Source organism: Mycolicibacterium tusciae, from assembly GCF_002086795.1.
Taxonomy (GTDB): domain Bacteria; phylum Actinomycetota; class Actinomycetes; order Mycobacteriales; family Mycobacteriaceae; genus Mycobacterium; species Mycobacterium tusciae.
Genome location: NZ_MVIM01000007.1, coordinates 282,645 through 305,417 on the forward strand (window position 1 = coordinate 282,645; position 22,773 = coordinate 305,417).

General features: G+C 65.8%; 28 protein-coding genes and 1 pseudogene. 13 read left to right on the forward strand and 16 right to left on the reverse strand.

What is annotated here, in order from left to right:
- Window positions 1-18: 18 nt before the first annotated feature.
- Window positions 19-972: a DUF5996 family protein gene (locus tag BST47_RS15810; protein ID WP_083126450.1), complete on the forward strand. Its 954-nt coding sequence runs from the start codon at window positions 19-21 to the stop codon at window positions 970-972.
- Window positions 973-978: 6 nt separating this feature from the next.
- Here BST47_RS15810 and BST47_RS30505 read toward each other — a convergent pair whose 3' ends face one another.
- The 4 genes from BST47_RS30505 to BST47_RS15825 all read right to left on the reverse strand — a co-directional run bounded on the left by BST47_RS30505 (window position 979) and on the right by BST47_RS15825 (window position 3,303).
- Window positions 979-1,251: a hypothetical protein gene (locus BST47_RS30505; RefSeq protein WP_133056216.1), complete on the reverse strand. Its 273-nt coding sequence runs from the start codon at window positions 1,249-1,251 to the stop codon at window positions 979-981.
- 122 nt (window positions 1,252-1,373) lie between these two features.
- A complete protein-coding gene (locus BST47_RS15815) occupies window positions 1,374-2,327 on the reverse strand; it encodes an NADP-dependent oxidoreductase (RefSeq protein WP_083126451.1) in 954 nt (317 codons plus the stop codon).
- Between the two features lie 122 nt (window positions 2,328-2,449).
- On the reverse strand, window positions 2,450-2,830 hold the full coding sequence (locus BST47_RS15820; protein WP_083126452.1) for a DUF4267 domain-containing protein: 381 nt from the start codon (window positions 2,828-2,830) through the stop codon (window positions 2,450-2,452).
- Complete coding sequence (locus BST47_RS15825) at window positions 2,827-3,303, reverse strand: DUF1772 domain-containing protein (protein ID WP_083126453.1); 477 nt, start codon at window positions 3,301-3,303, stop codon at window positions 2,827-2,829. Before BST47_RS15825 ends, BST47_RS15820 begins: the two co-directional genes overlap by 4 nt.
- Before the next feature lie 99 nt (window positions 3,304-3,402).
- Between BST47_RS15825 and BST47_RS15830 the strand changes: the two genes are divergently transcribed.
- Both BST47_RS15830 and BST47_RS15835 read left to right on the forward strand, forming a co-directional pair.
- The gene (locus BST47_RS15830) at window positions 3,403-3,978 is read left to right on the forward strand and encodes a TetR-like C-terminal domain-containing protein (RefSeq protein WP_083126546.1); all 576 of its coding nucleotides are present in this window, start codon (window positions 3,403-3,405) and stop codon (window positions 3,976-3,978) included.
- Window positions 3,979-4,033: 55 nt separating this feature from the next.
- Entirely contained in the window at window positions 4,034-4,519 is a 486-nt protein-coding gene (locus BST47_RS15835; protein WP_207568617.1) for a MarR family winged helix-turn-helix transcriptional regulator, read from the forward strand.
- Here BST47_RS15835 and BST47_RS15840 read toward each other — a convergent pair.
- From BST47_RS15840 to BST47_RS15850, 3 genes are all read right to left on the reverse strand, one after another.
- Window positions 4,516-5,682, reverse strand: a complete 1,167-nt coding sequence (locus BST47_RS15840; RefSeq protein ID WP_083126454.1) for a glycoside hydrolase 5 family protein — start codon at window positions 5,680-5,682, stop codon at window positions 4,516-4,518. The genes BST47_RS15835 and BST47_RS15840 overlap by 4 nt on opposite strands.
- 103 nt (window positions 5,683-5,785) lie before the next feature.
- Window positions 5,786-6,949 carry a ComEC/Rec2 family competence protein gene (locus BST47_RS15845; RefSeq protein ID WP_165799799.1) on the reverse strand — a complete coding sequence of 388 codons (1,164 nt, stop codon included), beginning with the start codon at window positions 6,947-6,949 and terminating at the stop codon, window positions 5,786-5,788.
- Between the two features lie 10 nt (window positions 6,950-6,959).
- Entirely contained in the window at window positions 6,960-7,535 is a 576-nt protein-coding gene (locus BST47_RS15850) for a hypothetical protein (RefSeq protein WP_083126456.1), read from the reverse strand.
- Window positions 7,536-7,705: 170 nt separating this feature from the next.
- On the opposite strand from BST47_RS15850, the gene BST47_RS15855 reads away from it, so the two are divergent.
- The 5 genes from BST47_RS15855 to BST47_RS15875 all read left to right on the forward strand — a co-directional run bounded on the left by BST47_RS15855 (window position 7,706) and on the right by BST47_RS15875 (window position 12,399).
- Window positions 7,706-8,566 carry an alpha/beta fold hydrolase gene (locus BST47_RS15855; protein ID WP_234809726.1) on the forward strand — a complete coding sequence of 287 codons (861 nt, stop codon included), beginning with the start codon at window positions 7,706-7,708 and terminating at the stop codon, window positions 8,564-8,566.
- A gap of 96 nt (window positions 8,567-8,662) precedes the next feature.
- Window positions 8,663-9,340, forward strand: a complete 678-nt coding sequence (locus BST47_RS15860) for an HD domain-containing protein (RefSeq protein ID WP_083126458.1) — start codon at window positions 8,663-8,665, stop codon at window positions 9,338-9,340.
- Window positions 9,341-9,403: 63 nt separating this feature from the next.
- Window positions 9,404-10,027, forward strand: coding sequence for a TIGR03085 family metal-binding protein (locus BST47_RS15865; RefSeq protein ID WP_083126459.1), 624 nt, complete (start codon window positions 9,404-9,406; stop codon window positions 10,025-10,027).
- Window positions 10,028-10,061: 34 nt separating this feature from the next.
- Complete coding sequence (locus BST47_RS15870; protein ID WP_083126460.1) at window positions 10,062-11,648, forward strand: phospholipase D-like domain-containing protein; 1,587 nt, start codon at window positions 10,062-10,064, stop codon at window positions 11,646-11,648.
- 76 nt (window positions 11,649-11,724) lie between these two features.
- A complete protein-coding gene (locus BST47_RS15875; RefSeq protein ID WP_083126461.1) occupies window positions 11,725-12,399 on the forward strand; it encodes an NADPH-dependent F420 reductase in 675 nt (224 codons plus the stop codon).
- 21 nt (window positions 12,400-12,420) lie between these two features.
- Here BST47_RS15875 and BST47_RS15880 read toward each other — a convergent pair whose 3' ends face one another.
- Both BST47_RS15880 and BST47_RS15885 read right to left on the reverse strand, forming a co-directional pair.
- On the reverse strand, window positions 12,421-12,744 hold the full coding sequence (locus tag BST47_RS15880) for a J domain-containing protein (RefSeq protein ID WP_234809727.1): 324 nt from the start codon (window positions 12,742-12,744) through the stop codon (window positions 12,421-12,423).
- A 556-nt stretch (window positions 12,745-13,300) separates the two neighbouring features.
- The gene (locus BST47_RS15885) at window positions 13,301-13,720 is read right to left on the reverse strand and encodes an Hsp20/alpha crystallin family protein (protein WP_083126463.1); all 420 of its coding nucleotides are present in this window, start codon (window positions 13,718-13,720) and stop codon (window positions 13,301-13,303) included.
- Window positions 13,721-13,828: 108 nt separating this feature from the next.
- Here BST47_RS15885 and BST47_RS15890 point away from each other — a divergent pair, with 108 nt between their 5' ends.
- Window positions 13,829-14,173 (forward strand): MerR family transcriptional regulator, encoded by a 345-nt coding sequence (locus BST47_RS15890; RefSeq protein ID WP_083126464.1) that lies wholly within the window; start codon window positions 13,829-13,831, stop codon window positions 14,171-14,173.
- A 6-nt stretch (window positions 14,174-14,179) separates the two neighbouring features.
- Here BST47_RS15890 and BST47_RS30510 read toward each other — a convergent pair whose 3' ends face one another.
- From BST47_RS30510 to BST47_RS15910, 6 genes are all read right to left on the reverse strand, one after another.
- Window positions 14,180-14,500 carry a hypothetical protein gene (locus tag BST47_RS30510; protein WP_133056217.1) on the reverse strand — a complete coding sequence of 107 codons (321 nt, stop codon included), beginning with the start codon at window positions 14,498-14,500 and terminating at the stop codon, window positions 14,180-14,182.
- The gene (locus BST47_RS15895) at window positions 14,497-15,648 is read right to left on the reverse strand and encodes a hypothetical protein (RefSeq protein ID WP_083126465.1); all 1,152 of its coding nucleotides are present in this window, start codon (window positions 15,646-15,648) and stop codon (window positions 14,497-14,499) included. The genes BST47_RS30510 and BST47_RS15895 overlap by 4 nt, the downstream gene beginning before the upstream one ends.
- Before the next feature lie 107 nt (window positions 15,649-15,755).
- On the reverse strand, window positions 15,756-15,923 hold the full coding sequence (locus BST47_RS30720) for a hypothetical protein (RefSeq protein WP_165799800.1): 168 nt from the start codon (window positions 15,921-15,923) through the stop codon (window positions 15,756-15,758).
- Complete coding sequence (locus tag BST47_RS15900; RefSeq protein ID WP_234809728.1) at window positions 15,911-16,789, reverse strand: nitroreductase family protein; 879 nt, start codon at window positions 16,787-16,789, stop codon at window positions 15,911-15,913. Before BST47_RS15900 ends, BST47_RS30720 begins: the two co-directional genes overlap by 13 nt.
- Window positions 16,790-17,115: 326 nt before the next feature.
- Window positions 17,116-18,228, reverse strand: coding sequence for a coiled-coil domain-containing protein (locus BST47_RS15905; protein ID WP_083126467.1), 1,113 nt, complete (start codon window positions 18,226-18,228; stop codon window positions 17,116-17,118).
- Window positions 18,229-18,347: 119 nt separating this feature from the next.
- Window positions 18,348-18,959 carry a TetR/AcrR family transcriptional regulator gene (locus BST47_RS15910; protein WP_133056218.1) on the reverse strand — a complete coding sequence of 204 codons (612 nt, stop codon included), beginning with the start codon at window positions 18,957-18,959 and terminating at the stop codon, window positions 18,348-18,350.
- Window positions 18,960-19,063: 104 nt separating this feature from the next.
- Between BST47_RS15910 and BST47_RS15915 the strand changes: the two genes are divergently transcribed.
- The 4 genes and pseudogenes from BST47_RS15915 to BST47_RS15930 all read left to right on the forward strand — a co-directional run.
- A complete protein-coding gene (locus BST47_RS15915) occupies window positions 19,064-20,044 on the forward strand; it encodes an NADP-dependent oxidoreductase (protein ID WP_083126469.1) in 981 nt (326 codons plus the stop codon).
- 21 nt (window positions 20,045-20,065) lie between these two features.
- Window positions 20,066-21,190 (forward strand): Gfo/Idh/MocA family protein, encoded by a 1,125-nt coding sequence (locus BST47_RS15920; protein ID WP_083126470.1) that lies wholly within the window; start codon window positions 20,066-20,068, stop codon window positions 21,188-21,190.
- Window positions 21,172-22,182 (forward strand): zinc-dependent alcohol dehydrogenase family protein, encoded by a 1,011-nt coding sequence (locus tag BST47_RS15925; protein ID WP_083126471.1) that lies wholly within the window; start codon window positions 21,172-21,174, stop codon window positions 22,180-22,182. Before BST47_RS15920 ends, BST47_RS15925 begins: the two co-directional genes overlap by 19 nt.
- A gap of 8 nt (window positions 22,183-22,190) precedes the next feature.
- A pseudogene (locus BST47_RS15930) lies at window positions 22,191-22,538 on the forward strand (SDR family NAD(P)-dependent oxidoreductase); the annotation flags it as partial.
- A 14-nt stretch (window positions 22,539-22,552) separates the two neighbouring features.
- Here the strand turns inward: BST47_RS15930 and BST47_RS30285 are convergent.
- Complete coding sequence (locus BST47_RS30285; RefSeq protein ID WP_107528978.1) at window positions 22,553-22,759, reverse strand: zinc-ribbon domain-containing protein; 207 nt, start codon at window positions 22,757-22,759, stop codon at window positions 22,553-22,555.
- Between the last annotated feature and the right edge of the window lie 14 nt (window positions 22,760-22,773).

Sequence of the window (22,773 nt, forward strand, 5' to 3'; positions counted from 1 at the left end):
GAACGCTAGAGTGCGTAGATGGCTGATACCACCACGAAAAGGGCTGCGGCATCGCAGAACTGGCCGTCGTTGCGGGTCGATGACTGGACTGCCACGCGGGAGACGCTCCACATGTGGACACAGATCGTCGGCAAGATTCGCCTTGCGCAGGCGCCGCTGGTCAACCACTGGTGGAACGTCACCCTCTACGTGAGTCCCCGGGGCCTGACGACCTCGGCGATCCCCTACGAAGCCGGCGTCTTCGACATCGAGTTCGACTTCATCGAGCACCGGCTGCACATCCGGTGCAGTGACGGCGGCCTCCGTCAGATCGCGCTCGAACCAAAGTCGGTGGCCACCTTCTATGCCGAAACGATGGCTGCGCTCGACGAACTCGGCATCGCGGTGCAGCTTCGGGCGAGCCCCAACGAAGTCGATCCCGCGATCCCGTTCGCCGACGACCACACACACGCCTCCTATGACGCCCAGGCGGCGCACCTGTTCTGGCGTCAACTCGTGTCCGCGGACCGCGTGCTGCACGAGTTCCGCTCGCACTATCTCGGGAAAGTCAGCCCCGTGCACTTCTTCTGGGGCGCCATGGATCTGGCGTGCACCCGGTTCTCCGGTCGCACCGCGCCCGAGCATCCGGGCGGCGCGCCGAACTGCGGCGACTGGGTGATGGTGGAGGGCTATTCGCACGAGCTGAGCAGCTGCGGCTTCTGGGCGGGCGGCGGTGAAGAGGGCGCTTTCTACGCATACGCCTATCCCGAGCCTGAGGGTTTCGCCGACTATCCCGTGAAACCCGAGCAGGCCTTCTACAGCACGGACTACAAGCAGTTTCTGTTGCCATTCGAGGCGGTGCGAACCGCCGCCGACCCGGACAGCACCCTGTTGGAGTTCCTGCATGCGACCTATCGGGCGGCCGCTGATCTGGGCGATTGGGACCGAGCCGCGCTCGAGGTCGATCCGCTCCGGTGGCGCGACAAGCAGTGACGTCGGCTATACGTCCCCGGGCATACCTGGGGGACTGAGCGAGCCGTCGACGTTCGGCACCGATGCCGGCGCCGGTATCCCGCCTTCCGCCGCGTTGTCTCCCGGTATCCCGTCGTCCGCCACGGGTCCCCACGCGCCACCGCCGCAGAGTGGGTGGCGCCAGCCGAAGGCGTCGCATCCCGGATCTGCCTGAACCACCGGTGCGGGTGCTGCGACGGCGCCCGTGACTGCTGCACCGACAACCGCTACCGCGACCGCCGCTCCGGTCAACCAACTCATCTGTCGCTCCTTGTCGTGGACTGGACGTGATTGTCGCGCTTCGGGGGTGATCGGGTACCGAAACGGACTGAAAGGCGCGAAATATGCTTGGGCTCTTGCTTTTTCGTCGCCTGCGTCAATATTCAGACACGGTGCCCTGCATTCGCCAGGAGAATGGTCTTTCCCCGCAGACGGCCGGTGTCGGAGTCCTCATGCACAGCCGCGGCCTGCTCCAGTGGCCGGCGGTCCGCGACCTCGATGCGCAGCTGTCCTTCGTCAACGCGACCGACCAGCCCCGCCAACTGCGCGGCGTCACTGCGGACGAAGACTCGCTGCGAGCGGACTCCGCGGCCGGGGTTCTGCGGCCCGAAAACCATGGTGCCCACGTGGAAGCCGCCGTCGGTCGTTGCGTCGATCAAGGCTTCGGTCTGTTCGTCGGTTGTGCTGACGAGGTTGAGCACCACGTCGAACGGTCCTCCCTCGATCTCGACTGGCGAGGAGCTGTAGTCGATGTAGTCGATCGTTCGGTCGGCACCCAAACCGCGCAGCCGCGCGGCGTCACGTGCTTTGGCGGTTGCGGTCACGACGGCGCCGGCCCGCTTGGCCAACTGGATCGCGTAGCCACCCACCGCGCCGGCCGCGCCATTGATCAGAATCGTCTGCCCGGCCGTCAAACCGGCGATTTCGAAGAGGGCCTGCCACGCTGTTAACGCAGCCACGGGCAACGCTGCCGCATCGGTCAGGTCCACCGAACGCGGCGCGGTCGCCAGCGACTCGGCCGGCACGAGGGTGTTCTCCGCGGCCGCGCCGTCGGCGTCCAGCGGCAGAAACGCGATCACCGCGTCACCGACCTTCCATCCCTGGACTCCGTCGCCGAGTTCCGCGATGGTGCCCACAACGTCCACACCCGGGATATGCGGGAAGCTGATCTCGTACACGTCGGACAGGTAGCCACCGCGGATACCGGCGTCCACCGGGTTGAACGAGGTCGCCGCCACCTTCACCAGAACCTGCCCCGGCCCCGGAACCGGCCGCGGGGCCTCCTCGTACCGCAGCACCTCGCTACCGCCGTAGCGGTGGAATCGCACAGCCTTCATGTTCTCCTCCTCCGTTAAGTGCTTCGATTTCGAAGCAATCTCGAATGGAGTAACTTACTTCGATATCGCAGTAATTCCCCGCCTGCGCTGTGCCGCCGGTTTCGGGTGATTCAGCGCCGCGCCTAGGAAAGGAGTAGGAGCGCAGAAGTGATGAGCATGACGACGGCGGTGCCGCCGTGGACTCCCAACGCGATCGATTTGGCGCCGCCGTTGCGGAGCACGATGGTCGCGTCGGCGAGCGGAATGATGGTCGCTGCCAATATCAGCCAGCCGACCAGGTGGGTCGCACCGCTGACCATCAGGACGATGACGAACAGACCCGATGCAATGTCGCGCACGCCCTTGGCGCTCGAGTAGGCGTCAACCGACGACTGGTCTGAATCGGGCAGCACACCGTAGCCGGCGGCGGCAACGCGCGGCGCGACGATGAACCGTGCGCCGATGAAGATGATGGCCGCTGCGATGAGGCCGGCGAGTACGTAGCCAATGGCGGTGGCGGTCATGGGCTCATCAACATCACACAGAGGGCGGCCACCGCCAGGCCCTGCAGCGCTGCACGGGCATCGATGACGCGATCCCACTTTGCTTGCAGCACACGTCCATTCGGCAACGTTGCGCCGGTATCGACGGCCGCCGTCAGTTCTCGATTGATCGGCGCGCTCACCTGTGTGTAGAGCACCATCCAGACCAAGAGCAGCACCAGAGCGGTGCCCGCTGCGATCGCCTGCGCCCAATGTCCGGTGACGGCGGCCAGCGTCGCGCTCGTCGCGGAGGCCACGACACCGAGCACTCCGGGCACACGCATGCGCCGGTCTCCATATCGATGCACTCGTCCCATGATCGCGACCAACGCACCGTCGTCGAGCGACGCCAGGGCCGGTCGAAGCACAATCGCACAGAACACGTCGGTGCCGTATACGACTGCGGTCCCGAGCACCGCGAGCAGTGCGGCGATCCTGGCGAGTTCCAAAGCCATGTCACAGCACCCTTCGGCAGTAGGTGCTAGCAACGCTAACCCGTGGTGCGATGGCTGTCAATAGCAGTGCTATTTGTTCTAGCGATGCTAGAGTTCGGCATGGCCATCGATGACCGCCGCGAACGTGAACGCGCCGCCCGGCGGCGGCTGATCGTCACAACGGCCCGCAAGCTGGCCGAGGACGAAGGCTGGGATGCCGTGACGACACGTCGGCTATCGACCGAAATCGAATACAGCCAGCCTGTCCTCTACAAGCACTTCACCGGCATGCAACAGATCGCCGATGCCATCGCCGTCGACGGGTTCGACGAGCTCGCCGAGGTGATCAGGGTCGCCCGCTGCGGTGCAGGCGCGGCCGGCGAGGCGTTGCACGCCATTGCCCGCGCCTACCTCGACTTCGCCCGCGACAACCCCGCTGTTTACGACGCGATGTTCACCCGCAACACCGCGCTACGCTTCGCCGCCGACGACACAGCTCCCCAGCTGGAGGCAGCCTTTGCCGAGCTGCGTCAGGCGGTCAGCCTCGTCATCGACGACCACGATGCCGACGCGCTCACCGAGGTTTTTTGGGCGACGTTGCACGGGCTGGTCACCCTCGGCCGTACCGGACGACTACGCCCGGGCAGCGAATCAGAACGGCTGCATCTACTCGTCACGCAGTTCACCCGCCGCTGACAGGCGACCGCGTGGCCTAGTTATTGCTTCGATGTTGAAACACTAGGATGGCGCCGTGGCTAGCGGCCTGAAGCCTGCGCAAATGCGTACTTACTTCGCCCTGACCGAGGCGGTCAGCTTGCTTCAGCACGCCGTGCAGGAACAGTTGCAGGCCGAAGGCGGCCTCAGCTATGTGCAGTTCGAGGTCTTGGCCAAATTGGTCGACGCCGGGCGACCGCTCACGATGACGGAGCTCGCCGACGGTGTGGTCTACAGCCGCAGCGGGCTGACGCACCAGGCCCGACTGTTGGAGAGCGCAGGCCTGATCGTGCGCAAGGCCAGTACCGACGACAAGCGCGCCACCGTCGTCGACATCACCAAGGCGGGCCGCGCCCGCGTCGCCAAGGTTCTCCCCGGACACATCGAGGTGGTCCGCACTCTGCTGTACGGCGCACTGTCCGACGGCGATGTGCACATACTCGGTGACCTCATGAGTCGCGTCCGCGACCACATGCGTGAACGGCCACCCCGCTCGGCCGCACTGCGTAAACGCGCCCCCTAACGAATGGCGGGTGGTGCGCTGCCGGCCGTAGCGATTTGACCGACACCCGCGAGCTTCTGGATGACGCGAATCTCGTCGTCGTTGTGGGCTCGTCCATCGGGGTGAATCAGATCGCTGAACCACGTGTCAGGGAGCTCGGTGTACGGCTGCTGCCACGAATCCCACGGCAGATACGTCTGCGTGCGTCCGGCGACGAACCCCCAGTTGTAGGCACCGACGTTGCGCCGCTTGGCGACCGGGAGAATTCCTTCGACCGTGCTTCCCAAGTTTCGCGCCAAATACTCGGTGCAGATGATCGGCCGCCCCAGCGGGGTGAGTTCGTCGATGCGGGAGTCGAATTCAGCGGGTTCGGCGTAGCTGTGAAAGCTGATGATGTCAGAGTGCTCGAGCTGCAGGCCGGCTATCTTGCTGCGGCTTCCCGGATCCTTCCAGTGGCCCTGCCACACGCCACTGGTCAATGGCTGAATCGGGTTGACGGCGCGCACCCATTGGAAGACATGCGGGAGGAAGGCGGCGACCAGTTCCATCTTGTCCTGGTGCTCGACATCGCTGTAGTCCTTCGACGGGTTGTCCGGCTCGTTCCAGACGTCCCAGCCGAGCACGCGAGGATCGTTCGCGAACATACCCACGACGCCGGTGACATAGCTCTGCAGCACGCGGGTGTAGGCCGGGTCCCGAAGACGGTGGGCGCCCGGGCTCTGCACCCAGCCGGAGTTGTGCACCCCCTTGATGGGTGCACGTTGGCGGCCCGCCTTCGGTAAGGGATCCCAGCACGAGTCGAACAATACGAAAAGCGGTTTGATCTGGTGACGCGCTGCGATGGCCACGAATTCGGAAAGCCGGCTGCTGAACCCCGCCCGGTCGGTCGCCCACAACTGGTCGTGCAGGAACACCCGCATGGTGTTCATCCCGATGCGCCGGGCCACGCTCAACTCGCCCGCGATGCGGCGCGCGTCGTAGGTGCCCGCCTGGAACATCTCCAGCTGGTTCACCGCGGTCGACGTGACATAGTTCGCGCCAAGCAACCAGCCTTGCTGGGCGTACCAGGCGTTCGCGCGATCTGCCGACCATCGACTCGCCGCAGCGGAGGCGCCGGGAAGCTTGGTCAGCGCCGCGGCCGCTGCCAGGTACAACGGGAGCTTGAGAGCCGTTCGCCGGTGCACCAGACGACCATAATGTCACGGATCGAAATGTTTGCTGTCAGGTTTCATGTTGCAACGCAACAGGTTTCAAATCGTTATCCAGCAGCCTCGCAGGGTCGAAAATCTAGATCCATAGTTTGGCGCGGCTGAAGTCCACCGATTGGGTCGGACGGTCGCCGAAGCGCCACAGCTCCCGACGCCGTCCTCGCAGCAGCAGGCCGAAGGATCCGGCGTCGGGACTGCCCGATGCGGTGGTGGTATCGCTGGTGTAGAAAATACGCAACTCGGCATCGGACTTGTGATCTTTGGGTAGCCCGGTGGCAGGGTTCAGCTTGCTCGCGACGGGATCCAGCGCCTCCCGAATGGCTTCCTGAGACACGGTGTGGGGAAAGCCGTATTTCGTGCCGCTGGCAGTCGACGACACCAGGGTGATCGCGGGACGGATGCGTTCGACGAGTTCCAAGTTGACGCCGTGCTTCGACGCATGGTGCGAAACTTTGAAGACGCTCGCCGACAGCAGATCTCTATTCCCGGTCGCGGCCGCGATCGCCCGGGCCTGCGGGCTGCCCGATGCCGCCAGGAACGGAAAGTCGGTCGCCACGAACGACCAGGACAACGTTTGGGCGTCGCCGCCGAGGATCAGCGTTGCCGAGGCCGGGTTGGCCGCCCAGTTGGACTGGCCGCCGAGCGAGGCGAGGTCGGCCAGTGCGCGGGCGGGATGCTCGATCCGCAACGAGATCGAGGAGTCGTTGATCTCGACTCCGTACGTGTCGAAACGGTTCCGCAGGTGAATGGAGGGGCTCAGCACTGTCACCGCGACCTGCCCGAAGAAGCGGTGCATTCCGCTGGTCGGCTGGGTGTAGACGATGTTCGTGAGGGTGCCGATCTCCCGAAGCATGTTCTGATAGGACGCGGCGGTGTGGAAGAACCCGGGTTCCCACACCTCGGCCACGTGCTCTCCGCGGGCCTGAAAGAGTTGGGCCATACCTGCGATGTGATCGTGATGTGGATGGGTCGCGACCACGAGCGCGATCGTCGCGTCCGCCGGGTTGGCGAATGAAATGAGGCCCGCCTGTTCCAGCGTGTCGAGAAGATCGATGACCTTGTCGGTGACACCGGCATCGACGACGATCACCCGGCGGATGCCGTCGGGTCCCACGGGCAACACAATCACTTGAGCGTCGGCGTCTCCGACGCTCAGGCAGAAGTAGACGAGGTCGTCGTCTCGGACCGCATCGACGAAGTCGCCCGCGGTCAGTCGGTCGTCGTCCAGCGGCAGCGGTTTCATCGATGCTCGCTCAGATGGTCGGACGGGCCGTCGCCGGCCCCCCTGGCATTTGGCTGACCGGTTCTCCCGCACCCGGATATTCGTCCTCGGCGGCGAGGGTCGCGTCATCCACCGGCGGCCGAACCTCGCCCAGTGCTGCCACAGCTACGGCAACCTTGGCCATCGTCCGCGCCTGCGCGGTGATGTCTCGCAGAGCTTCCCAGTCGCTCGGCGACTCCGCAGAGAAGCCCCGCACCCAGAATGTGTCCCCGATCCGTAAGGGCCGCAACATATCTCCGGCCTGCGAGCGCAGTCTGTCGACCGCCGTCTGGAGATCATCAGCGTCGAACCAGGCGGCTTCGGGCTGGTCTGGAAACCGGAGCCCGAACTCATCGACAACAGGCCACGTAGCGAAGACGACCCCGATGGTGTTCTCGACCCGCTCATCAACGGTCACATAGCGATCCGCCTCCGACGGCGGGGTCAACGGTGGCGGCGCGGCCAGGCCCTCCGGTCTCTCGACCATCTCGCCCTCACCCGGCTGCCAGAGTTGAGCCGGCGCCCGGCGGAAGGGTTCTGAAACCTCCACCCGCTGCTGAATCACCATGAGCCGCCCCCTCCTCAAACCGCGAAAGCCTCCCCACACTCGCAATTCGGAACATAGCAGGGGACGCTGCCGGTAATAGGATCAACGCAGTACCGGCGCTACATATCGCCTCGAATTGTCCCAGGGGAGCGGGAGGTTTCGCAATGGCGGGTGCTTACGAGAAACACGTTGTGGCATCGAAAGACGGTACGAAATTGGGCTTTCGCCAGCTCGGTCACGGACCTGGCGTAGTGCTGCAGCATGGCGGAGCACTGGGCTCTCAGCACTACATGAAACTGGCAGGCGCTCTGGCTGAGGAGTTCACCGTCTACCTGCCCGACCGGCGCGGCCGCGGGATGAGCGGACCGTACGGTCCGCACTACTGCATCGAGCGTGAGGACGAAGACCTCTCAGCCATCATCGCCGCCACCGGCGCGCAGAATGTCTTCGGCGCGGCTGACGGCGGCCTGTTCGCACTACATGCCTCGATGTCCATCACGGCGATACGCAAAGTCGCTGTGTTCGAACCGGTCCTGTTCGTCGGTCAGCCGGACCTCGACGAGTTCAAGGCCACCATCGACCGCGGGCAACGTCTTGTCGACAGCGGCGACATCGCCGGCGCGATGGCGGGTCTGGCCAGGGACGCGGCCGACGGCGACCCCCGGGTTCAGCAGATCGCCGCGCCGTTTCGGCTGTTGGGCAAGATCATGACGCAGCCGCTGATGCGCCGGACAATCCTGTGGGCCGACGCCAAGAGGGTCACCGGCGACGACGCCTCGCTGCGCGACTTGATTATCGCCTGGAAAGAGGAGTTGAACGTCGTCAAGTCGACCGAAGGCACCCTCGACGATTACAAGAACGTGACTGCCGAAGTTCTACTGCTTTGCGGCACAGGCGCTCCCACGCTATTCACAGGGACCCTTGACGCGTTGCAGAGCGTCTTGCCGGCGGCGACGCGCATCGAACTTCCGGGGCTCAATCACGTTGGGGCACAAGATACGGGCGGCAACCCCCGAGTCATCGCTGATCAGTTGCGGCGATTCTTCGCTTAGGCCTTCGCGCGGAGCGCGCGCACGATGTCCGAAATTCAGCGCTCGTTGGCCAGATAAGTACTGGCGGCGGTGTTTCGGTGTGGGCACCGTGGCGGTATGACCAATCACGAAACCAGCGACACGGCCCAGTGGGGCTTGCCGGACTCGGCAGTGTGCACTGCGGCGGTTGAACTGGCCAGAGGTGTCTCGCCGGTTTTCCTGCACAACCATTGCGTGCGCAGCTATCTGTTCGCTCGGGAGTTGGCGGCTGCTGACGGGCTGCGCGGCGGGGTCGACTATGACGAAGAAGTCGTGTTTCTCGCGTCCGTCCTGCACGACCTCGGCCTCACCGAGTACGGTGCCGGCGATCAACGATTCGAAGTCGAAGGCGCCGACGCCGCAGCGCGGTTCCTTCGTGAGCAGGGCCTCACCCACGACCGAGTGGCGACGGTGTGGCAGTCGATCGCGCTGCACACCAGCATCGGCCTCGGGCATCGGTTCGGTACCGAACAAGCCGTCTGCCATAGCGGGATCGATACGGATGTCGCAGGAGCGCAACAGGACCGCCTGCCCGAGGGTTTCGCTGCTCGCGTCCACGCTGCGTGGCCCAGACACAACCTTGGTTTCGCGATCACCGAGGCTATCGCCCGCGACACTCAAGCCAATCCGATGAAGGCGCCCCCGTTTTCGTTCCCCGCCCATGTCGACCAGCTCGTCAACGACGCGCCCCGACTCACGTTCGCGGAGGTGGTGACGAACGCCGGCTGGGGTGATGAGTTCCCTCAACTGGCTTAGTTCCGTCGACGGTGCGGCAACGCGGTCACCGACAGGTCCGCGGCCAGCGGTTAAGGTCGGACCATGTCGGTCGCCAGCGAGGAGCGCGCCGCGCTGGTCCGCACCCTGCGGACGGTCGGCCCCGACGCACCGACCCTGTGCCCAGGGTGGACGACTCGGCAGCTCGTCGCGCACCTCGTCGCCCGCGAGCGGCGACCGGACGCTCTGCTGGGGATCGGCGTGCCGCGGTTCGCCGAGCGACGACATCGCATCGAAACGCAGATCGCCGCTGGCTACAGCTGGCCTGAGCTGGTCGATCGACTGGCGTCCGGCCCGCCCGCCTACGCGCCGCTGCGCTGGCTCGACCGCGTCGCCAACGTCCACGAGTTGTTCGTGCATCACGAAGACGTTCGTCGCGCCGCCGGTGGCTGGACACCCCGAGCGCTCGATGACCGCACCCTCGGAGCGCTCCGGCGTCTGACGCGGTTTTTCGCGCCAGCCCTCATTCCAGGTGTGCCGGCGCGGGTCACACTCCATGAGTCGGACGGCGCCGTGCTAGCGCGGTTCGGGGCAGGCGTCGAGGTCTCGGTCACCGGTCCCCCCGGCGAGTTGCTGCTATTCGCCTTCGGCCGCAACGAAACCCGCGTCGAGTTCGCCGGCGATGCCGAGGTCGTCGACGCGGTCCGGCGTGCCGAGCGGCGATTCTGAGCCGAAGGAATGAACTGCAGCGTGAGGACGTGCCATGGGCGACGAACGGTCTGAACCACCAGATCGCATTTTGAGGCCAGGTGAAACCTGCTGGCGCACCGCCCACTCGGATCGCTTCAGCCGTATCGTCGACGGTGCCGACTACCTCGCAGATGTGAAGGCGGCAATGCTGCGCGCCGAGCGCCGCATCATGCTGATCGGCTGGGATTTCGACTACCGGACTGCCTTTGAAGCCGACAAGAAATCGCTGCCCGGCCCCAATCACCTCGGGACTTTCCTGCACTGGCTGGTATGGCGGCGGCCCGACCTGCGGGTCTATCTGCTCAAGTCGAATCTGCGGTTGCTGCCCGCCTTCGACGGATTCTGGTTCGGTATCGCACCGGTCGGCCTGCTCAATGTCATCACCCCGCCCCGCATGCACTTTGCGGTCGACGGTGCACACCCGCCCGGAGCGGTCCACCATCAGAAGATCGTGGTCGCCGATGATGCGATCGCATTCTGCGGCGGCATCGACCTCACCCTTGGACGCTGGGATACGCGGATGCACCTGGGCGACGACCCGCGCAGGAAAGGAGCGGGGCAACCCTACGGACCGCGACACGAAGTCGCGACAGTCTGTGACGGTGACGCGGCGCGCGCTCTCGCCGAGCAGGCGCGCGACCGTTGGCACGCCGCCACCGGCGAGCTCCTCGAGCCGATCGCGACGCGGCGCAAAATCTGGCCGCCCGCTGTCGTGGGGCTGTTGCGTGACGTCGACGTCGGCATTGCGCGAACGCTGCCCGCGTTAGCGGAACGTGCGGAGGTCAGAGAGGTCGAGGCACTCAACCTGGCCGCTGTCGCTGCTGCCAAGGACGTCATCTATCTGGAGAACCAGTATCTGGCCGCGCGCACATTGGCCCAGGCGCTCGCCGCGCAATTGGCGGAGCCCGACGGGCCGGAGATCATCATCGTCCTGCCGCGAAGCTCTGAGAGCAGGCTGGAGCAGCAGTCGATGGACAGCGCGAGGCAGCGCCTCCTTCGGCTGCTGTGGGACGCGGACACTCACGGTCGCCTCGGTGTGTACTGGCCGGTGGCCGCCGGCGGAGTTCCGGTCTACATCCACTCCAAGGTGATGGTGATCGATGACCGGCTGCTGCGGATCGGATCGTCGAATCTCAACAACCGGTCGTTGGGCTTCGACAGCGAATGTGACGTGGCTCTGGAAGCGGTGCCCGGTGCCAGCGGCCACAAGGTGATCGCCAGTGAGATCACTTACGCGAGAGACGATCTGCTGGCAGAACATCTCGGGGTCTCCGTCGAAGATCTCCGTGCCGAAATCGCCAGTAGCGGCTCACTTCTCGCCGCTGTGGATTCGTTGCGCACCGTTGGCCGGTCGCTACGCAAGTTCACCCCCACCATGACGTCCGCCGACGCCGGTCCCTTCGGCGAGAACGATCTCATGGACCCCCCAAGCGTGCCAGAGTCGATAGCTCAAGGCGTCTTCAGCTTGGTCACCGGAGCGGCGCTGTGGCCGCTGACCAGGCTGGCGCCGCAGGCCGTCTCGACCGTCCGCTCGCTTTCCGACGCCGCAACGGCGCTGCGTAGCGTTGCGGAGTCCTTGCGCGACGACCCCGACGCCTGATCGCCAGCGGGATGCGGAATAGCGGCCGCGTCCCCTCCGTTGCGCGGACAAGAGTCTCAAACACGCGGAGGTTGACATGCAGATCGGAATCATCGGGGCAGGCCATATTGGCGGCACGTTGGTGCGACGGTTTCGGGAACTCGGTTTCGACGTGACCGTGGCGAATTCACGCTCTCCGGAAACCCTCGCCGACCTCGAGAAGGAGACCGGCGCGACGGCAGTGTGGGCCAAGGACGCGGCGGCCGACGCCGACCTCGTCGTCATCAGCATTCCGCAGAAGAACGTTCCCGACCTTGCCGACGGAATCGTTGACGCGCGCAAACCAGGTGCCCCGGTGATCGAAACCAACAATTACTACCCCCGGGAGCGCGACGGCGAGATTGCGGCGATCGAAGATGGGCAGCTCGAAAGCGCCTGGGTTGCAGAGCAAATCGGCGCACCGGTGTACAAGGTGTTCAATGGGATCTGGTGGAAGCACCTGCTCGAGAGCGGCCGTGCGAGCGGCTCACCTGACCGAATCGCACTGCCCATCGCGGGCGAGGACGGCCCCGGCCGCGAGTTGATTCACGGCATCGTCGATCGCCTGGGCTTCGAGCCTGTCAACGCCGGCCCGATATCGGAGTCGTGGCGTCAGCAACCGGGAACACCGGTGTACGGCAAAGACTTCAATGCTGACGACACCCGCAAGGCACTCGCCGAGGCGACCCGGGAACGTACGCATGAGTGGAGCGCACGCACTGGCGTCAACTGACCGGGCCGGCGATCTCACGGGTCACCGGTGCCGACGTACCGGCCCGGCCCGTAGTGGCGGTGTCGAGTCGCGCGTTGGGACCGCACCGGAATCATGATGTCTGACAGTGATGTTGACTGGGCCGGGCGAAGATTGTTGCGACGCGGCAGGCTGCGCGTGGGTCCGTAGCTTCGAGTAGGCGGCCAGCAACTGCTGCAAACGGGTGTCGGCTCCCTGTGCCGACATGGGGTCGCGCGTGTCGGGGTGAGTCGCGAGCACTCGGGCACGAAACGCGCGGACGATTTCGGCCTGCGTGGCGCCGGGCGACACCCCCAGCACGGCGTACGGATCTTCACTGCTGTTCACCGCGTGCTCCTGCGTCATCAAGCGCCTGAAGCGGGGCCGGGTCACCCCCGGCCCCGCCGCTCAGAATCGGGCGTTTGTTGTCGTAGCCGCCGCGCATTCTCAACGCCATGTCGATGGCGGGTCGCTACCACCGGTGTCTGTCGGTCGGCGCGATTCGACGTTCATGAGACGTGGGCGGCATGGCTGAACTTGTTCGGTCGACTTCGAAAAAGCATCACCTCCCTGTTGTCCTGACACCTCGAGAAATCACCGTCGCACCAGGGCGCGGAGGCGACCTCTGGGTGGGCCACACGTCTGTGTGCCATCGGTGTATCGGTGTCCCTTCGCGCTCGCCGGCCGCGGGACCGACACCCGGACGTGGGTCGGTAACCGCCGCCACCGCGGTGCGTAGGGAAACTCGCCGGAGCGCGAGCCTCTCCCGGGTGGTCGCGTGGCTCGGGCCCGCGATCTGCTCCTCGAGAATGCGTATCCACTCAGCCTCGACGACCGCTTCGGCTTCCGCGAGTGGCTCGACTGTCCATGCAATGCTCGTTGCCACGTCGTTCACCACCCGGTGTCACGCGTTGACGGGCTTCTTCTCGTCGCGGGTGGAGATCTGGATCCTGCGCGGCTTGGCCCTCTCCGCCACCGGGATGGTCAGCCGGAGAACACCGCCGCTGTAATCGGCCTTGATCCGTTCGGTGTCGAGCGTTTCGCCGAGAAACAGCTGCCTGCTGAACACCCCTCGCGGGCGTTCGGCCGCCACCATTTCGCGCTCGCTGTCGACAGCGGGGCGCTTGGCGTGCACGGTGAGCACGTTGCGTTCGACGTCCAGATCAAGCGAATCCGGGTCGACACCGGGAAGGTCCAGTTCAACGATGAACGCGTCACCCTCGCGCCATGCGTCCATCGGCATCACCGCCGGGCGGGCGGCGGTGCCCAGCACCTGCTGAGCGAGGCGATCGACGTCGCGGAATGGATCGGTGCGCATCAACATGTCTGCCCTCCTCGGCCGCTAGATCTGTGGCTTACGCCATAGATTTCTTATAACACTGGATGCAGCGGTGTGCAAGGATGTCTGAGGAGATTTCTGGACGGAGTATTGATGCGTGAGGATTCGGCGGCCCGATCGGCGCGCGGCGTGTACGGCATCTCGGTGGCCGCGGAATTGACCGGAATCGACCCGCAGACGCTGCGACTCTACGAGCGCCGCGGACTGCTCACGCCCTCACGCACCGACGGCGGGACGCGACGGTACAGCGACGACGATGTGGTCCGACTGGAGCGCATCAGTCTGCTCGTCGAGGAGGGTGTCAACCTCGCCGGCGTTGCCCAGATTCTGGATCTGGAGCACCGAAATTCGGTGCTGGAAAACGACAACGGGCATCTTCGGTCGGAGAACACCAGGCTGCGCGAACAGACCCGGCACACTCGCGACCGGCACGGATGACGGGAGCTACCTGCAACCCCTGGTGTCGAGGAGCGAGCACGGGCCGACGGGACCGCGGTTGTCCGGCGGTGGATTCGGTCCGTCCCAGATCATCGGGCCCACGTTGCCCTGGCCCCAGTTGACGATGTAGAAGGTGTGGCAGATGTTCCAGTCCCAGTTTGGCGGACCGGGAGAATTGAACGGACCACCCGGTCCTCCACCTGGGTCATCGCCGGGGCACCACGTGCGTGGTTCTGACGGCGGGGCCGCCAGGGCGGGAGCCGCGCTCAGCCCGAAGGCCGCGAGCGCTGCGAAAGTTGTTGTCAGAACAGCACTTACTCGATTCATTGTGAACTCCTGTCGCCGCGGTGTTGCAGATGTGATGCCAAGCCGAATGTCTCGACAAGGGTCAGCCAATCGGTTCCCGAGACCTCGTAGTCGGCGCGCGCGGCGACGGTGGGCACGTCACCGGGCCAGGCGAACCGGAAGTCCAAACCCATTGCCGTATCACGGCATCCAACTGTCAGCGGTTCCATACCGGCAATGGTGATGCGCATACCCGGGGACGTCGACCAGTAGTCGGTCGCCGTATCGCTCATCGCATTACCGAGGGTGGGGAACCAATGACGTGCCTGCATGGGGCGGAACACCACTGGCTGTGCGCTCACCTGCCGGGGCGAGACCGAGGCGATGACCGCTTCGGTGGTCGGGTCGATCACTCGGATCGAGCTGGCGCCTATGTCGATGGCAAGGCGGGCTGTGCTGAGGGAACGGGTGAACTGCCACTGCTTACGGATCGAGAACGAGCTGATCTCCTGAAGTTTCAGCGAGTTCGTGAACAGCAGGCAGCGGGTCGGTTCGTCAGCGCTTGGCCGTCGGACATCCAGTCCGCTGCGGCTGCTGACGATGGCGAGCAGCTCGTCGAAGTCCGCGGCCGGCAACCAGGCGTCGACGTCGATCGGCAAGCCATAGCCTGCGTCGGGCGCGTCGAGCCGAGTGCCGGCAGCGACACGACGGTCACGTCCGCCGAGAACGAATCGCTTTGCACCGCAGTGCAAATGCAGCGCCATGCCCATCGTGTGGCCACCGGTCACACCCCAGGTCCCCAGTTGCGCATCGGTGAAGGGATAGACGTCGCCAGGCCGGGTGGTGACCGTCAGGGCGTCACTCGTGGCGGATACCACGATCTTCTTGTTTCGAGACCAGCGGGTCCAGCCGTAGACACCGCCGAAGAGGAGAACAAGCAGGCCCAGCTGCAGTCCGTGCGTTGACGCTCGTTGGGCCCACTCGGACCCACCCTTGGTGAGCGACTGCATGCCCAAGAACAGGGCCCAGAGCGCTCCTGTGAAGGCGAAGACCCCGACGATCGTGAACAGATATGCCTTGGCGGGGTTGCTCTGCCAGGTGGGGGTGGTGAAGGAGGCGACCTTGGACCCCCAAAAGGGCGGCTGCGCGACGAACTGCCGCGCCGCGCCCGAATTGTTGTTGGAGTTCATGTCGTGCCTCCCCTACCGCGTTTCTGTCCTGTCGCGAGTAGAGCAGCGCCACCTGGCTACCGATCCCAAGAAGTCGGCGCCGTCGATGCGGCGATGTCCATGCGCGTTCATGCCGGCGCCACGCCGTGTCCGCGAGGAAGGTGCTCGGGATGTCGGCTGCCGACCCGCCACGCTCGGTCGTAGCGCGCGTCGAGCACGTCGACCAGTTCGCGGCCGACGTTGCCCGTCGACCCGGTCACCAGCAGCATGCCAGGCCGAGCCGTCAGACCGTCCACACCGTTGTCTCCGCAACCGACCGTCGCGAAGGAACGGGACACTCGACGGCGTTCGCCGGTGTGGGGCCGAGCCGGATGAGCGTCTGGGGATGGGCTCCGGCGTCGAACAGTTCGCACGCGAGCGCCAACCGTTCACGCATGTCACGGATGGGTTCGGTCAAAGCGCACGAGGCCAGCCCCAGCACCGTGGCTGACAGCAGAAGATGGCTGAGCGCCTCGCCCGCGCGCAACCGCATCGTGTCGTCGTCGGTCTCGGTGGCAAGGACCAGCAGGGTACCGTCGGCGGCACCGGGGCGTGGGCCGTCGTCGACGTCGCCTCCGTATCGCAGGCGAATTGCGCCCTCCGGCAACCGCATCCAGTGCAGTTTGGGCACCACGCTCATCTGCACGCCGTATCGGGCGGCCCGGATGAGCAGCAGCTCCAGTGTTGACGGCGGTAGGGGGGACGCCGCGTAATCGCGGCGGTCCGACCTGCGGCGCGGGATCGCGGTCGCGAGTTCGACGACACCGTCGGTCGGGGCGCGGTCGATCAGCTCGAACGAGGCCACATGCCCGTCGTCGGGAAACCGGCGGATGCGCGCCTGCCATCCCGCTGCGGCCAAGCTCACCGCACAATGATTCAGAATCGAGCCACACCCCAGCAGGACGTCGCGCCGGTCGGCCTCGGTGTCGGCACCCGCACGGTCCCAATCGGCGTCCAGGTGTAATCCTGAGCCGTCGACCTCCCAACGCCAGGGCTGCGAGTTGCGCGCCGACGGCGCCCACGCGGCGAGTTCGAGTACTCGTTGCAGCGTGGCGGTGTCGGGAAAATCGCTTGGCAACCCCGTCTCCATCGTGACGTCCGGTGCGGGCCTGTATGGTCTCACACTCGGCGAGGCTTCAGCGGCGTTTGTGTCCCTGGTGTCACCCACGATGGGCCGTCGCGCAACCACGTTCGGGGCGAGGCGTGACGGGAACGCTTGCCTTTCAGCGGAATTCGATCGGCAGCGTTTCGAGCCCGCGCAGCACCAGTCCGCCCCGCCACGCCAGCGTTGCGGGTTACCGCCACGCACCCAGGAAGTAATGGGCACCCTTGCCAAAAGACAAGTGCCGGTTGGGTTCTCGGGACAGGTCTAGGGTTTCGGCGTTCACGAAGTGTGTACGCGGTATTCCTGAGGGGCTCGGCGCGGCGTGCCGTCTGCCGATTCGCCGGTTAGCGGCGTGGCGTCGTGGTGATGTGCACGTGGTCGTAGTGCCCGTAGCCCGATCCCGCCGGCCCGGACGGCGTGTAATACGTGCCGCGCCAGATCACATCCTGGAGCCCGAACCGGCCGGCATTGGCCATCGCGAACGCCATGATCTCGTCCCCGAGCGCGATGCCCTCAGGGCTTTCGGCGTTGGGAATCATGATGTCGATCGCCAGGCCGCTCGGATGCCACGGCTTCGAGTCCGGCCGGACACCGCCGATCTCGGCGATCTGGGGGAATCGCTGGCTGACGGCGCGGGCAGCCAAGACGGTGTTCGGCTGCAGCCCGGCCTCAAACGCGACGCCGACCGGCAGTGCCTCCGGGATGATGTCCGCGGGAAGAGCCGCGGCGGGAGGAGGTACCGGGGCGGCGGCGGGAGGTGGAGCCATCACGTTGAGCATGGGGTCTGCCGGCGGGGGCACTGCCTGCGGCGGCGGCGCGTTGTCGATCACCGCCTGCTGGGCGGGTGTCAGCGCCGCGTACTGTGCCTCGGCGGCCGCGATCCGACGCTGCAGGTCAGTCGAGTTCGTCTGTAGTTCGGCGCGCACGGCCGCGGACTGCTCGGCCGCGGCACGGGCCTCGGCGGCCGATGCCTCAGAGGCCTTGGCGGCGGCGGCGGCTTTCTCACGCGCTGCTTGGAAAGCCTTCAATTGGGCAGCCGTCTCAGCGGCGATCCCGCGCTGCAGCGACAGCTGGTCGATCAGCTGTTGCGGAGATTCCGCGGTCAGCAACGCCGACATTTGACCGGTGCGTCCACTCATATACGTCATGGCAGCGATGTTGTCGGCGGCCGCTTGACGGGTGGCGAGCTGGGAGTTCGCGGCGTCGAAGGCCGCCAGATCGGCGCGATGGCGCTCTTCGGCTGCCTTCTGAACAGCCAACTTGTCCTCGAGATCGCGCTGAGCGGACGTGACGCCTTCGCGACTTTGCACCGCCTCGCGCGACAGCTCATTCAGCTTGTCCAGCGCGTCAGATTCCGGGTCCGCCTGCACGTCGCCCGCTATCGACATGGCAAGCACCAAAACCGCAGCCGCGAAACCGCCGATCGCTCGCCGAAAAGAGTGGCGCACCCGGCTCATTCGGACAGTCACGATCCTTCGTTGCAAGCCCCCCAGCTACACACGTCTCGGACAGGGTATGAACTGGCGCCCACGATGTCCACTCATCCGTCAAGTTGATCGCCGTCGCCGCGTTGCGCTCAGTTCTGCAACGCTCGACGGATCTGACGATCGGTGGGGGCCGGAGGCACCTCAACAGGGATCTCGGGGTGAATGAGTCCGGCCAGCCATAGCGCGACCAGCCTGGCGCTGGACCGGGGAGCATCCTCGGCGGTGCGGTGGATCAGCCCGGCGTTGGCGATCAAGAGCACCGCCAGATCGGCGGGCGACGCGTCGGCGCGCACCTTGCCGCTGCGCACCGCGCGCTTGAACAGCGCGGCGATCGCGCGGTAATGGCGAGCCCGCAACTCTTCGACCCGGGGCGACAGCGGCCGCAGCGACGCCAGCAGATCCGCCAGTCCTCGGTTGGTGGCCTGTAGCGCGCAGGTGGCGACGATGCAGTCGAACAACGCGATCACCGGGTCGTCCGCCTGAGCGGCGCCTTCGGCGAGCGCACAGTAGCGCTCGAGTTGGCCGGTGTAGACCTCGGCGAGCAGCGCCTCGCGGGTCGGAAAGTGTCGGTACAACGTGGCGTTGCCAGTGTTGGCGCGTCGGGCGATCTCGTTCAGCGACACGTCCACGCCCTGTTCGGCGTACACCGCCTCGGCGGCGGCCAATACCGCCATCCGGTTGCGTTGGGCATCAGCACGCACCAGCGGACCCTCCTCGGCCGGCAGTGAAATATCTGGGGATGTTTCCCCGTTTAGTCATATGTTCACTTAAATGGGGATCATTCCCCGAATAGGAGGTGCCGTCAATGAGAGCAGTCGTGGTCACCGAATACGGCGGCCCGGAGGTCCTTGCACAGATGGACATCGACGAGCCGCACGCGGGCCCGGGCCAACTCCGCATCAGGGTGCATGCCGCCACGGTGAACCCCGCCGACGTGCTGCTGCGGATGGGTGACATCGACGACGCGTTGCGCGCCAGCACGTTGTCGCCGCCCTACCGACCGGGCATGGAGGTCGCCGGGCTCGTCGACGAGATCGGCCCGGACACCCTCACCGACCTCGGCATCGGTGACCGGGTCATGGCGATCATGATGCCGATCGATGCGTCCGGCGGCGCCTACGCCGAGTACGTCGTCGTCGACGCCGACCAGGTCGCCGCCGCCCCGGCCGGAAGCAGTCACGCCGAGGCGGCCACGCTGCCGATGAACGGACTGACCGCTCGACGGGCGCTCGACGTGTTGGGCCTGGCGCCGGGTCAGACCGTCGCCGTCACCGGCGCCGCGGGCGCGGTCGGCGGCTACGTCGTTCAACTGGCGAAGACCGACGGACTCCGGGTGGTCGCCGATGCCGCGCCCTCCGACGAGCAACTCGTATCCGCCCTCGGCGCCCACCAAATCGTCTCGCGCGGACATGGAGTGGGACAACGGGTTCGACGGCTGCACCCCGACGGTGTCGCGGCGGTCGTCGACGCAGCACTTCAAGGCGACGAGGTACTCCCCGCACTGCGCGACGGCGGACAGATCGCCATCGTTCGTCGTCCCGGCGAGCGCGGCACCTCGACGATCCATCCTGAACGCGGCATCACGGTCCGCGATGTCTGGGTGCCCGATTACACCCACGCGACCGACAAGCTCCGCAACCTTCGAGCGCTGGCCGAGCAGGGCAAGGTGACTTTGCGAGTGGCAGAGACATTTCCCGCAGCGGATGCCGCTGCTGCGCACCGTGCCCTCGAGCGTGGCGGTGTCCGCGGCCGCCTCGTCCTCACTTTCGATGAGCCCGCCGTCTAACAAGAAAGAGAGACCATCACCATGAAACCCATCGGAGTCGGCATCATCGGCGCCAGTCCGGGAACCGGCTGGGCCGCCGCAACACATGTTCCGGCGTTGCAGGCCTTGCCCCAGTATGACCTTCGTGCGGTCGCGACCAGCCGCGTCGAATCGGCCCGCCGCGCTGCAGCAGAGTGGAGCGTCGATGGCTTCGACGATCCGCGGCAGCTGATCACCCATCCCGGCGTCGATCTCGTCGTCGTGGCGGTGAAAGTCCCCGACCATCAGGACCTCCTGACTCAGGCACTTGCCGCCGGGAAGATGGTCTTCAGTGAGTGGCCCCTTGGTGTCGATCTCGCGCAAGCCGAAGACCTGACCGCGAAGGCGGCCGCTGCGGGCGTTGCGACCGCGATCGGCCTGCAGGCGCGGTTCGACCCGGTGATCGCGCACCTACGGGATCTGGTCCGCCAGGGCTATCTCGGTCGGGTATTGGCGACGAATCTTGTTGGCTCAGGCCAGGCCTGGGGACCGGCCACCGATCCGGCGCACGTCTACGCCTACGACCATCGCAACGGTGTCACACCGCTGACGGTGTCCGTCGGTCACGCCCTCGACGCGCTGACGTTCGTCCTCGGCGATGTCGACACGGTCACCGCGACACTCGGTGTCGGCCACCGGGAGATCAACGTGCTGGGCAGCGCCCCCATTCGATCCACCACGCCTGACCAGGTGGCGGTGACCGGCGCTCTGGACAGCGGCGCCGTGGCCTCGATCTTCTACCGTGGTGGCCTGTCTCGCGCGGGTGACCTCCGGTGGGAGATCAACGGAACCGACGGCGACCTACTCATCACCAGCCCTGCCCCCAACGGCAACGTGCAGGCCACCGAGTTGGCGCTCGCCGGTGGGCGCGGGTCAGACGCCCACATCGAACCCATCCTCGCGCCCGCCGACTTCTCGGGCGCTGGGCTGTCCGTCCCGGCCCGTAATGTGGCCGCGCTCTACACGGCCTTTGCTCGGGATCTCAGCGAAGGCACCACGGTCGCCCCGTCATTCGGTGATGCGGTCCGGTTACACCGGTTGGTGGACCGCATCGCCAGAGGTGCATCCGCTGCAGGGGCGAAGATGGCAGTTGATTCCGAGGAGACATCATGCGCGCTGCAGTCCTGACCGCCTACAACGCTCCGCTGCAGATCTGCGAGATTCCCGATCCCACACCCGGCCCCGGCCAAGTCCTCGTTCGAGTTATGGCAAGCGGCGTCAACCCGCTCGACATCAAGATCCGCCGGGGCGAGGCCGCCCACGCGAAGATGGCGCCGCGGGCAGTTCTCGGCATCGACATGGCCGGGGTAGTGGAGGCGGTGGGTGCACACGTCCATCGATTCCGTGTGGGCGACGAAGTGTTCGGCATGACCGGCGGAGTCGGGAGCGTGGCCGGGTCGCTGGCCGAATTGGCCGCGGTCGATGAGCGGTTGATCGCTCACAAACCCAGGGCACTGTCCATGGAGCAGACCGCAGCCCTTCCGCTGGGTTTCATCACGTCCTGGGAGGGACTCGTCGACCGCGCCGGCGTGGCCGCGGACCACAACGTGCTCATCCATGGCGGCGCAGGCGGAGTCGGGTTCCTCGCGGTGCAGCTGGCCCTCGCTCGGGGTTCACGGGTGTTCGCCACGGGAAGCCCCTCGAGCCAGGAAACGATCCGCCGGGTGGGGGCGACACCCATCGATTACACCGCGCGAACCGTCGACGATTACGTTGACGAGTACACCGGCGGGGAAGGCTTCGACATAGTGGTCGACAACGTCGGCGGCGCCACCCTCGACGCGTCCTTCACCGCCGTCAAGGCCTACACCGGCCACGTCGTCAGCGCATTGGGATGGGGCACTCACAGCCTGGCGCCCCTGTCTTTCCGCGGAACCACCTACTCGGGCGTGTTCACCCTGATGCCACTGCTGACAGGCCGCGGGCGTGAACACCACGGCCACATCATGTCCCAAGCCGCCGAACTCGCTGACAGTGGTCGGCTGGTCCCCCGGTTGAACTCGAGGACCTTCACGCTGGACGAGGTCAACGATGCTCAGGCGATCGTCGAGAATGGCACCGCCACAGGGAAAGTGATCGTGCTGCCGCACGTGCAGAGTCGCTCCCATGGACAGCGATAGGGAGTTTTGTGACACGACAGCTCACCCCCTTCGGGTTCACCTCCACTGCTGCAGAGGTCCTTGCCGATGTCGACCTTTCCGGGCGACGCGCCATTGTCACTGGCGCCACCTCCGGTATCGGAGTCGAGACCGCGCGCGCACTGGCGGCTGCGGGCGCTGCCGTCGTGCTCGGTGTTCGTCGACTCGACGCCGGTCACCACATCGCAGCCCAGATCACTGACTCCACTGGAAACCGTGCAGTCACAGCGGAGCTTCTCGACGTCGCTGATCTCGCGGCTGTCCGAGACTTCACCGCGCGATTGAACGAAGAACCGGTGCACATGTTGATCAACAACGCCGGCATCATGGCACTGCCCGAACTGTCGCGCGCTCATACTGCGACGGCGGTACCGCAGACACCGCAGACCTCGAACTGCCGGCGCTTCCACCGGGCGACCGGAACGAAGAACAACGTGAACTGTTTGAACTCGCGCATCCGCGTCCACTGCGAGGTGTTATGACAGCGCGGACACGTGCGAACCTGGCCGGCGCCAAGATACTTCTGCTTGGTGCCAAAACCGAAGATGAAGAACAACACAACACCACCGTACG